We start from the raw sequence: 12,349 nt of genomic DNA, 5'->3' as shown, positions 1-12,349 counted from the left end.
GAGGTGACTTTTATTTGCATCATAAATATTTGTACCCTGAAATATGATATTGGTTATAAATAATTATAGACTAACGTTTTATATCCTATTAAGCGTAAGATAATTTAACTTCTTGTCTAGCATTTTTACAATTACTTTGAATACTCATTAGAGAAGTTCTAATATACATATATTGTGGTAAAGTTGTGAGTGCTTCAACATTAATGTTTGAACCAATTTCAAAATGTTTAGCAATGTTTTCAAACACTAATAAATATTGTCCCATTGTTTCATCATCAATATGGTAACGTTGTTCATTGCTTAAAGCTCTCGTTAACATAAAGCTTATTTCTTCCAATGCATAGATACTAGGATAATAGTATTGAATAACCATTTTATTACTAAATACTTCACCATTTGCACTACTGTAAATCTGTTTCATATTATTAAGTTGAACACTTAAATGTAGCATTTCTTTTTTATCACGTTCTCTTGACGAATATTTATTACTTGAGAATAAATAATGGAAGAGGACTGCTTCATTACGTGCCACTTTAGCAAGCGTGCCAGGTAACATTGATGAAGCTGTTTTTCTTCCTATGACGAGTAAACATACAACAGCAATCAGTATACCTACGATTACATCAATAATACGTGGTAACGCAATTAAGATAGATAGATGATTAGATGCTAATCCATTTAATAAAATAACTTGGATTGTAATAAATATTACAGCAAATGAATAATTAGCACCAACAAATATTTCTGTAATACCTGCAGCAACAGCTAAGAGTATAATAGCAACTGGAACGGGTGGCATAGATAGTAATATTAAAGAGAGTGCTAGAACTCCAATAATTGTGCCAATCCCTCTGGAACCTGCCCGTTCAAAGCTGTGTAATGTTGTTGACCCCAATAACACGGTATGTGTACTAAGCGGAATCCAGTATGCCTTATCAAAATCAAACATTAATGCTATAAAAATAGCAATGGCCATGATAACGCTATAACGCAAAGTATTTCTAAATACGAAAGAATCTATAGTAAGATTATTAACTAATCGGTGTCCATAAATAGGCACACGAATGTCTACTTCATGTTCTAATCGTTTTTCATCCGCATTCATGATAGCATCTACCTTAAATATGTTATCGACGAGTTTTTCGTATGTTTCTTCTATATCAACTTGTTGTGTCCATGTTTTGTTTGTCTGACCATGTGTAAATACCAAGTTGATCACGTAATCTGCCATCGCTCTAATTTCTTTAGGTAAAGGGCGTGCGTTTTCCTCATTTAATTCTAATAATTCTGAATGTATACCCTGAGCAATATTATGGAGCAATATTAAACGTTGAAATTCTGGAGATTTTTGAGATTTGGCAGAGCTTGCAGTAATCAGTTGATTATCTGTATTTCTAAACGCAGTAACAGCAAATTGTGATACTTTTGCAAATGCTTTAGGATCATCAAAATTATAAACCAATTGTTTAATAATATTATAATCATTTTTTATGGATTTAACTTCTGCAGATTCTTTTGATAGTAAAATGACGATGATAACTACAAGTGTTGCTAATAAACCGCCAATAAATACCGCTATACCTCTAGTTACAGCTTCTTCAGGCGCAACTGGTAAATTAATTGGCAAACTAAATGCTACAATAAAGAAAGTTGACGATGGGCCCGGAATGTTTAAGGAACTAAACACATAGTATGGCACAACTGCTACGATTAACAGCAATATTCCGAATATAACAGGTTGATTGACTGTTAAGGTACCGAGCATCATAGCAATTGCAAATACAATAGATGTTAAGAAGACAGTGCGAAGCTTGGACTTAGCAGTACCGCCAAACACATAAATATGAGCTAAAGTACCAGTTGAAATTAGCAGACCTATTGAAAAATACCCTACTAAGTAACCAATCATTAGAGGAAGGAACATTAATATACCTTGTCTAATACCTTTAGCAACATCGATTTTCATAGCATTAAATTTGGTAAGTGATTTTAAATATTTAATCAATGGTGGTACACATCTCCTTTTTATTTTTTAATTTAATTATTACATTTGATTTGCGTTTTCTCTAAAACATAAAAAGAGCGGGTTAGAAATCTAAAATTTATAATTTGATTTCATATTCCCGCCCCTTAAAGGTGATTTGATTTTTAAAAAAGCTTATTGATAGAAGCATCTAAACACGAGTTACTACTGCATTTTACCTGCTTTCACTCAAAACGATAGACATTAATATATGACTCAAATTACTTTAGCGCGCACAAGTATCTATGAAGGGGAAGTATCATTACAAAATCAGAACTTTTACAATTATTGATTGCGAAATCATATACACTCTTTTTAATGATTACTAAACTATTTTAACACTTTTATTAATTTCTGCTAGGGTGTTTCCTACAAAACGCTTAAATAAATATGTTAAATAAATACTACTTTACATTTTATTGAGCACTTATTCCGACTGTTTTATATCCTCATGAACAGTCGAATAATCAACATCTGTTTCTAAAAAGTCTTGATTGTTTACAGGGAAATGTTGCTCTAAAGTTTCAATATTGCTTATCTCTATTTCACCATGGTTCATTTCAAAATCTAGTACATGTCCACCTATCGTTTTCTTTTCATCTACAAAATGTAAATGGAAACCACCGGCTGCGATCCCATGGAAGAGCTGCGGCGCGTAAAAACCAACAATGGTACCCTCTATTTGATCATACATATACTCAGGTTGTTGCTTTGCTGATTCAATTAATTTCGTATACGGTTTCTCTTGTTTTGGCATCATTCTGACATGTACGCTTTCAAATTTCCCAGTTATTTTCACTGCCAAAAATATATTTTTGCTTTTAGCATGATACATTGCTTTATCTAATAAAGTATCTGAATCAGTGATATGTCTCACTTCAAAACGGTTATCTGGTTTGAAAGGTGTTACAGTAGAAAATGGTGTCATCTCATCACCATTTAATTGTTTGAAATTACCTTGAGCATCAGCATGGTATGCAACACCATCTAATATAATAACTTCGCCATCAGATCCTGTTAGGGTGCCTATGCCTAAATCGCCATGTTTTAAAACTTCATTGATTTTCATTGTGCCATCTAGCAATCCTGCCATCAGCGTACCGAGCGTCCCATGTTGATATAACATGATTTTTCTCTCCTTATATAAGTATCTTTTTAAGTGTCATACCTGTTAAAATTATTTACAACAAACTATTATACAATATAAATACATAGCATAATAACATTGTGCTTACAAAGCATAACAAGTTATGTAAAAAGACTGTAAACGTATGAGATTGGTTTACAGTCTTTTGATAATATATTATTTTCTTATAGCGATTTCTATTTCTGGTTCTGCAATTAAATAAGGTTCAACTTCTTTAAAAAATACTTGAAAATGCTCTGATTGATTATGCGCTTGTAAAGCCGCTTCATCTTTATATTTTTCTATAAAAGCAAATGTATCTGGCTCATCCGTTTTTTCAAAGTGAGCATAATATAATGCGCCTTCTTCTTTATTCGCTTGTAACACCAAACGCTCTACTAGGGCTAAGTAATTATCGCGTTGGTCGGGATTAACCTTCATTACTGCAGTTACTACAATCATATACTGGACCTCCTTGATTATGGTTTGTTTCCTTTTATTGTTTACCTAAAACGTACTTTAACAAACATTATAATTTATCCTTTTCAATAATTAATGGTTGATCTGGTTTTACAAAAAACCACATTACTATTGCAAATATTACAGGAATAATGACTAACTCTAAAGTCACAGTCCAACCTACAATATCAACCAACATACCTGCTAACAATGGGCTAAGCAGTGCACCAATATTTCCCCATAAGTTCATCCACCCTGATACAGAACCAGAGAAATTACGTCCTAAATCGGTTGCTGCTGCCCAACTCATACCAGTTGCAATACCAATCCCTCCCAAACATAACGATAGCCATAAAACATTAACTACTAAATTGTTAGTTTGAATTGACATAAATAATGAAATACAAAATACTACAAATCCAATAACGGCTATCGTTGCTCTTGCAATAAACCTAGATTTGCCTTTTTGTAATAATTTATCAGAAATTGCACCGCTACATAGAATAAGTAAAAACATAGCAATCCATGGTGCACCAGCTGCCCATGCCATATCAGGATCAGTTAGTTTTACATTGTACTGTTCAGTTAAATACGTAGGTAACCATATCAAAAATAGTGATACGACAAATTGCACAACAAAATACTGTGCTGCCAATGCGTAAAAACTAAAGCGTCTTAAAAATATATTCCAAGGCGCATTATTTTTTTCAATTTTGATAATGTCACGGTTTGCCATAATATATCTTTTTTCTGCTTCATTTACCATCTTATGTTGTTCTGGTAAATCTTTCGCAATGACTATCCATAACAATGCAATAACAATACCAATTGCACCAAAAATATAAAATACAGCTTGCCATCCAAACATATTAACAATCGCAATCGTTACTACTGGAGCGATAACAGGCCCAAAATAGGATCCTGCTAATAAAGCACTTGATGCGCGTCCTTTTTCTCCCTTTGCAAACCAAAATGAATTAAACACTGCATTGGAAGGATACATTGGCGCTTCACCAACCCCAAATAAAAAACGTACTGCGTATAATAGACCATGGTTTTTAACAACACCTGTTAAAATCGTGAAAGCACTCCACCAAACAAGCGCAATTGTTAACATTTTTTTCGAACCAAATTTTTCTGCTAAAAAACCCGAAGGTACTTGCATCAATGCATAGCCAAGCGAGAAAAATGAAGCTAGTAAACCAAATTGCGTTTTCGTTAAATTTAAATCTTCCATCATAGGACCAGCAATGATCGATATATTCGATCTATCCATATAAGCAATAACGCCTATAATAAAAAATGCAATAGCGAAATACCATCTTATGTTTGTTCTTTTTTGTTCCATGTTGTCTCCACACTTTCTCCCTATTTCACTAGTCATCATATGACCTATTGTGTGCCTAGATATTACCACAATATGAAATCGCTTACAATAACTTTTTTTCCTTTCATCAAAGTATTTATGGAAGTTATAAAATACACTGGCATAAACACATATAAAGTTTGAAATTATTTAATTTTGGTTAAAGTAACCTTTTAAGACAGTAAACCATTTAACTACCCATACATTATTTCGTTATCATTAGCTTCGCTTAAATCTATTAAATCATTTTAGTCTGATATTTTATTCAATTATGCATAATGTGATAACTTGGATTATAATGTATAAGTAATATAAAAATCATAGTTATAGTTATACTTTTACTATATAAAGGAGCGAATTTTGTCGCCATGGAACAAATACTGACAAATTTTATTAATACTTGGGGTTATACTGCGATTGCAATATTAATCTTGTTAGAAAATATATTGCCTTTCATACCGTCTAAAATTATTTTAACTTTTGCCGGTTTAATGACAGTTAAATCTGATTTGTCGATACCTTTACTCTTTATGATATCCACTATTGCGTCTTTGATTGGGTTAATACTACTTTATTATATAAGTAGCATTATATCTGAACCACGCTTATATCGTTTTGTAGATAAATATGGGAAACGGATTAAGCTAGGAGGTAAAGACATCGCCAGAGCGAATGAGTGGTTTAAAAAATACGGTGCCATTGCCGTATTTATTTGTCGTTTTATACCAGTGTTACGTGTATTAATTACGATACCTGCTGGCATTAATCGCATGAATATCATTTTATTTACTGTGCTCTCATTAATAGGTACGACAATTTGGAATATAGCCCTAATCTTTTTAGGAAGTATGTTAAGTAACAGTTGGGATGTACTAATGAATGGTTTACATACTTATTCATACATCATGTATATCGTTATCACCATTGCAATCATCTATCTGTGCATTCGAATCTATAAAAAGAATAGTACACAGCAATAAATATATACTTTCGTAATAATGGTTATATAACTTTATATTTATTTTCCATTAAGTTAAGTCATTAGGTGAAATGAGTTTTACCTGATTTTTCTATATAAAAAAGACTAACTTCCCCCTTAGAAGTTAGCCTTTCACGATCTATATTTTCTCCCTAAGCTTTAAAATACAAGCATTTTAAAGCATTTCTCTATTTTTGTTTAATATGATACATAGTTAATATTTTACCCCTTAATCAACTATGTTTAAGCTTTTTGATTGTCACCTTTAACCATTTGACGAACTTCTTCTAAATCGCCTTCAACGTCGATTTGAGGTTTCTTCGTTATTTTACTAACTACAATGGTAACAATTAGACTTGTTAAAAATCCTGGCACGATTTCATATAAATTAAAGAAATCATTAATGTCACCCAGAGGTTTAACAAATGCAATCCAAATGATGACTACAATTGCGCCTGATAACATTCCGCTGACTGCACCAGTACGACTTAAACCTTTCCAATATAAACTTAATAGTACAAGAGGTCCAAATGCTGATCCAAAACCAGCCCAAGCATTACCTACAAGATTTAGAATTGTATCGTTTGGTGTCCACGCAATCATAATTGATGCAATAGCGACTACAATTACAGATAGACGACCAACAAGCACAAATTCTTTTTCATGTTTTTTAGCCGCTTCTTCACCACGAAATAATTTATAAAAATCTTCGGTTAATGAACTTGAAGTCACTAATAATTGTGATGATATCGTACTCATAATCGCAGCTAAAATGGCTGCTAGTAAGAATCCACCAACAAGTGGATGGAAGAGTATTTGACCCATTAAAATAAATAATGTTTCTGGATCTTGAAGCGTTACACCACCATCATTGACAAATGTAATGCCTACAAGACCAACACCAACTGCACCTAATAAACTAATCGCCATCCAACTAATACCAAAGCGTCTAGCTGTTGGTAATTGTTTCACTGACTTAATAGACATAAAACGCACAATAATATGTGGTTGACCAAAATAACCTAATCCCCAAGCAAAGAATGAAATAATACCGATGATTGTTGTCCCTCTAAATAAATCTAGATTTGTAGGTTTTAATTCTGCAGCTTGTGATAAAGTATCTAACCCACTCAATTGCATCATTGCTACTATCGGCACCATTACCATCGCGATTAACATAATGACACCTTGGAAGAAATCCGTTAACGATACGGCTAAATAACCTCCAAAAAATGTATACGCAATGACGATAAAGGCAACTAATAATAGACTAAAATGATAGTCCAAGCCGAAGGCGCTATCAAATAATTTACCACCTGAGACCATCCCCGAGTGCGTGTACAACGTAAAGAATACAACAATAATACCACCTGAAATAATTTTAATCACGTTAGATTTATCATCTAAGCGGTTTCTAAAGAAATCAGGTAATGTAATTGCATCTCCTGCTTTTTCTGTATAAACACGTAAACGTGGCGCCACAACGAGGTAATTTATGTATGCACCAATTGTTAGACCAATGGCTAACCAAGCAGCGGATAAACCTGTAGTGTAAACTTCACCAGGTAATCCCATAATCATCCAACCACTCATATCGGATGCACCAGCAGATAACGCAGTAACATAAGGTCCAATGTTCCTACCGCCCAACATATATTCACTAATATTTCCCGTTGCTTTTTTATAACCATAATATCCAATAATTAATAAAACAACGAAGTAAGCACCAAGCATAATATATGTTTGCCAGTCTGGATTAACTTGGCTCGATAACGATGCTCCCAATGTAAACATAAAATAAACTCCCTTTATATAATTTTGTTACATGCATTTATTATACAAAAATTAAAAAGAATTTAAACCGTTATTTTGAAAAAAATTTTTATAACATAGAGACGAAATGCTGTAAATACGCCTTGAACAACTGTTATTAAAGCCTTCAGGCAAATTAAAATTATAATTGTAATTTTACATTTAAAAAGACAAATAAGTAATATAGTGATTCAAAAAAATGTATGTTTCCTACAACTTTTATGTTTATACCCTAAAATACATATTTGAGTAACATCAATGTCATTTTAAATATGACGTCACAGTGCTCTCAATGAATAGTTAAAAACTTAATACGCGTATGTTTTCATCCCTGACATCTTCTGCTAATATCGTAATTAAGCTTGAAATATGTTTGATATTCCAAGATGATTTATAACTAGTACTCATAAACGAATTAGAACTAGACATTCTCTCTAGAATAAATGCTACAATATCATATATACGATGAAAGCGGTTTATTATATAGAGATGAATAACAAAACAACTTAAATGGAGTGACATAAATCATGCATAATACAACAGAAAAAAGTGTAAAAGAAAGATATTTAGATTTGCTATCTCAACAATTTAATAATAAAGAAGAGTTAGCCACTGAAATTATTAATCTTGAATCTATATTAGAACTTCCCAAAGGCACTGAACATTTTGTCAGTGACTTGCACGGTGAATTTCACGCATTCCAGCATGTATTAAGAAACGGTTCAGGTAATGTACGTTCAAAAATCAACGATATATTTCAAGACACGTTAACACAAAAGGAAATCAATGAATTTGCTGCTCTTGTTTACTATCCAGAAGAAAAATTAAAGTTAGTAAAAAATAGTTTTACATCCAAAGAAAGTCTAGACGCGTGGTATATCACGACGATCAATCGTCTTATTAAATTAGTCACCTACGCCTCTTCAAAATATACACGTACCAAGTTACGTAAATCATTACCTCAAAATTACGTATTTATAATAGAAGAACTTTTATATAAAAGTAACAAATATAATAACAAACATTCTTATTATCAAACATTAATGAATCAAATTATCGAGCTTGAGCAATCAGATGATTTGATTATCGGACTATCTTTTACTATTCAACACCTAGTGGTCAATCATTTACATGTGGTTGGCGATATATATGACCGTGGTCCAGAACCAGATAAAATCATGGATACGTTGATTGATTACCCATCGGTAGATGTGCAATGGGGAAATCATGATGTACTGTGGATTGGTGCATATGCTGGTTCCAAAGTGTGTTTAGCCAATTTACTAAGAATTTGTGCGCGTTATGATAATTTAAATATTATTGAGGATGCTTATGGTATTAATTTACGCCCTTTATTGACTTTAGCTGAAAAACATTATTCAGGTGACAATTCTGCTTTCAAGCCTAAAAATGCTGAAGCATTATCTCAATCTGAAATTGAACAAATTACAAAAATCCACCAAGCGATTGCTATTATTCAATTTAAATTAGAAGCGCCTATCATTAAACGCCGTCCCGACTTTGAAATGGAAGAGCGCCTAGTATTAGAAAGTATCGATTATAAGCATAACGAAGCGACACTTTACGGTAAAACTTATCCATTAGAGCATACTTGTTTTCAAACTATAGACCCTAACAATCCTAATGAATTAACTGAAGACGAGCAAGAAGTGATAAATAAATTATTATTATCAGTACAACAATCTGAAAAACTGAAACGTCATATGACCTTCTTAATGCAAAAAGGTAAGCTGTACCTTCCATACAATGGTAACCTCTTAATCCATGGCTGTATCCCAGTAGATGAAAATGGTGAAATGGAATCTATGGTCATCGATGGAGAAAAATGTTATGGCAGAGATTTGCTTGACCACTTTGAATATTTTGTACGAGAAGCGTTCGATCATAAAGATATACATGATGATTTAGCAACTGACCTTGTATGGTATTTATGGACGGGTAAGTATTCTTCATTATTTGGAAAACGTGCAATGACAACATTTGAGCGTTATTTCATTAAAGATAAATCAGCACACAAAGAAACTAAAAATCCATATTATTATTTACGTGAAGATGTGAAAATGTGTAAAAAAATGCTCAAGGACTTTGGCCTTGACCCAGAAGAAGGACATATTATTAATGGACACACGCCAGTAAAAGAAATTGATGGTGAAAACCCAATCAAAGCTAATGGAAAAATGATTGTCATTGATGGTGGATTTTCAAAAGCTTATCAATCCACCACTGGTATCGCAGGCTACACGTTACTTTATAATTCCTTTGGTATGCAACTCGTGGCGCATCAACATTTTAATTCTAAAAAACATGTGTTACTTAATGGAGGCGATGAACTTTCTATTCGTCGTGTCGTTGATAAAGAATTAAAACGTAAGAAAATTCGTGATACCAATACTGGTCGTGAAATACAAGAGAAAATTGATGTTTTAAAAGTGTTGATGCACGACCGTTTTGTCCACTAAAGGTTCATAAATCACACACTTTTCATATCATAATCTAAATTATGATATGAAACATTTTAAGAGGTGAAGTTTAAATCAATGTTGATTTAAACTTCACCTTTTTTTTGATACCTTTTTAAATTTCAGGTCGCTTGATAGACTTTCGTTCATACAAAAAATACAAATGTATGTTTCATATAAACTTTTGTGTTTATTTCTCGTTTATTTTCAGCTAAAATAGGTACTTGTGATATTTTATTAAATAAGTGTTTTTTACAAAGTAAATTGTATGAAAGGATTCTAAGTATATGCCTAAATTAAAAGAAATGATTATAGTAGCCTTTGCCTTTGTAGGCGTTGTTGTAGGCGCAGGCTTCGCAACAGGACAAGAAATATTCCAATTTTTTACAAGTAATGGCAAATTCAGTGTGTTTGGTGTTTTTATTACTGGATTTATTATTACTATAGGGGGTGTGTTTGTTTTAAATACAGGGTACCGTTTGCGCTCACATAATCACACCGAACCTATAAAATTTTATCTTCCACGAACAATTGCTGCCATTTTTGATATTATATTAACTTTATTTTTACTTGCGTTAGCAATGATTATGACAGCTGGTGGTGTTTCAACACTTCATGAAAGCTTTGGCATACCTTACGCCATCAGTTCTTTAATTTTAGTACTTATTATATTAGCCACACTCTTTTTAAAATTTGATCGCTTGATTACCGTTTTAGGAATGGTAACGCCATTTTTAGTTATTATTGTAACAATCATCGCTATTTATTATTTTATTACTGGTAGCTTTGATTTTAATTCAGCAGATCAATACGCTAATAACGATAACCGTACAGATAAATGGTGGTGGTTTGATGCTATTAACTATGGTAGCTTACAAATTGCTGCTGCTTTTAGTTTCCTTTCTGTTATGGGAGGACGCTTAAAATACGAAAAATCTACAATATATGGTGGTATTTTAGGTGGCGCCATTGTTACATTTTTATTATTAATGTTAAACCTTGGTATGGTAACTGAATTTACAAACATAACAGACGTCGCACTACCTTCGTTATTATTAGCTAATCATATTTCACCTATTATCGGCACATTTATGGCGATTATTATGATATTAGTTATTTATAATACAGTTGTTGGTTTAATGTATGCATTTGCTTCTCGTTTTACAGAGCCATATCAAAGAAATTATTATATTTTAATCATTATAATGGCAATCGTTACATTTGCTACTACGTTTATTGGTTTTATAGAGTTGATTGGCAAGGTATTTCCAGTCATGGGTATTTTCGGTTTTATATTATTAATACCTATATTTATCAAAGGTGTTTTTCGTAAATCAAATCAATCATGATAAAGAACCCCAAATGATAATGACGCTATGATCTTCAGTCAGTTAGACAAGATAATACGTTAAATTCATCATCTGGGGCTCTTTTATAGTCAATATTTTACTATTAAATTCAGCCAACATTACATAAAATACGTAGCTTGTTATATTAATTAATCATCTTTTAATAATGATTGTCCTGCGATAATACCTTCGCGCGTCAATTCGTGACTATTTACCCACACTTGTTTTACAGTAGCGCCTCGATTTTCAAAAATATCTATAACATTTTGACTATCTTGAATTGAAACGATAGGGTCATTTTCACCCATAGATAATAATACTTCTACATTACTTAAGTCTTTATCATTTACTAAATCCACAGGGTATAATGGCGCATAAAGTAATGCTTTATTAAATGTAATATCTGGATGCAGTATCATACTAACCGCAATATTTGAACCATTTGAAAAACCTACAGGTACAGCATTAGTCAAATCGAAATGGTATGTTTCTGCCGCTTCTTTTAAAAATTGAATTAATCTGTCTGTTCTATAGTTTAAATCTTCCACGTCATATTGCCCTTCGCCATGACGTTTGAAGAAACGGTTCATTCCATTTTCTGAAATTTCTCCTCTTACACTCAATATATTATATTTAGGATTAAGCGCTTGTGCTAAAGGCAATAAATCATTTTCGTCACCACCAGTTCCATGTAATAAAATAAAGGTTGGTGCGTTTGGCTGGCCTTCTCTAAAAATATGTTCCATACTCTTCAT

General features: G+C 32.4%; 9 protein-coding genes. 3 read left to right on the top strand and 6 right to left on the bottom strand.

Annotated features, from left to right (window positions below):
- Positions 1-88: 88 nt before the first annotated feature.
- From BJG89_RS02750 to BJG89_RS02735, 4 genes are all read right to left on the bottom strand, one after another.
- Positions 89-2,005, bottom strand: a complete 1,917-nt coding sequence (locus tag BJG89_RS02750; protein WP_096808438.1) for an FUSC family protein — start codon at positions 2,003-2,005, stop codon at positions 89-91.
- A 445-nt stretch (positions 2,006-2,450) separates the two neighbouring features.
- Positions 2,451-3,149, bottom strand: a complete 699-nt coding sequence (budA, locus tag BJG89_RS02745; RefSeq protein WP_096808437.1) for an acetolactate decarboxylase — start codon at positions 3,147-3,149, stop codon at positions 2,451-2,453.
- A 177-nt stretch (positions 3,150-3,326) separates the two neighbouring features.
- Complete coding sequence (locus BJG89_RS02740; protein WP_096808436.1) at positions 3,327-3,611, bottom strand: putative quinol monooxygenase; 285 nt, start codon at positions 3,609-3,611, stop codon at positions 3,327-3,329.
- A 67-nt stretch (positions 3,612-3,678) separates the two neighbouring features.
- Positions 3,679-4,956, bottom strand: a complete 1,278-nt coding sequence (locus BJG89_RS02735) for a pyruvate MFS transporter (protein WP_096808435.1) — start codon at positions 4,954-4,956, stop codon at positions 3,679-3,681.
- 386 nt (positions 4,957-5,342) lie between these two features.
- Between BJG89_RS02735 and uptA the strand changes: the two genes are divergently transcribed.
- The gene (gene uptA / locus BJG89_RS02730; RefSeq protein ID WP_096808434.1) at positions 5,343-5,954 is read left to right on the top strand and encodes an undecaprenyl phosphate transporter UptA; all 612 of its coding nucleotides are present in this window, start codon (positions 5,343-5,345) and stop codon (positions 5,952-5,954) included.
- 242 nt (positions 5,955-6,196) lie between these two features.
- Here the strand turns inward: uptA and putP are convergent, their stop codons facing one another.
- The gene (gene putP, locus BJG89_RS02725) at positions 6,197-7,747 is read right to left on the bottom strand and encodes a sodium/proline symporter PutP (RefSeq protein WP_096808433.1); all 1,551 of its coding nucleotides are present in this window, start codon (positions 7,745-7,747) and stop codon (positions 6,197-6,199) included.
- Positions 7,748-8,292: 545 nt separating this feature from the next.
- Between putP and BJG89_RS02720 the strand changes: the two genes are divergently transcribed.
- A complete protein-coding gene (locus BJG89_RS02720) occupies positions 8,293-10,245 on the top strand; it encodes a fructose-1,6-bisphosphatase (protein WP_096808432.1) in 1,953 nt (650 codons plus the stop codon).
- 287 nt (positions 10,246-10,532) lie between these two features.
- Complete coding sequence (locus tag BJG89_RS02715) at positions 10,533-11,594, top strand: YkvI family membrane protein (protein WP_096808431.1); 1,062 nt, start codon at positions 10,533-10,535, stop codon at positions 11,592-11,594.
- A 149-nt stretch (positions 11,595-11,743) separates the two neighbouring features.
- On the opposite strand, the gene mhqD is transcribed toward BJG89_RS02715, so the two are convergent.
- Positions 11,744-12,340 (bottom strand): methylhydroquinone degradation carboxylesterase MhqD, encoded by a 597-nt coding sequence (gene mhqD, locus BJG89_RS02710; RefSeq protein WP_096808430.1) that lies wholly within the window; start codon positions 12,338-12,340, stop codon positions 11,744-11,746.
- Positions 12,341-12,349: the final 9 nt, after the last annotated feature.

This window comes from Staphylococcus nepalensis, assembly GCF_002442935.1.
GTDB lineage: Bacteria > Bacillota > Bacilli > Staphylococcales > Staphylococcaceae > Staphylococcus > Staphylococcus nepalensis.
The sequence above is the reverse complement of the archived record's forward strand: the minus strand, read 5'-3'. Positions and strand labels throughout refer to the sequence as shown.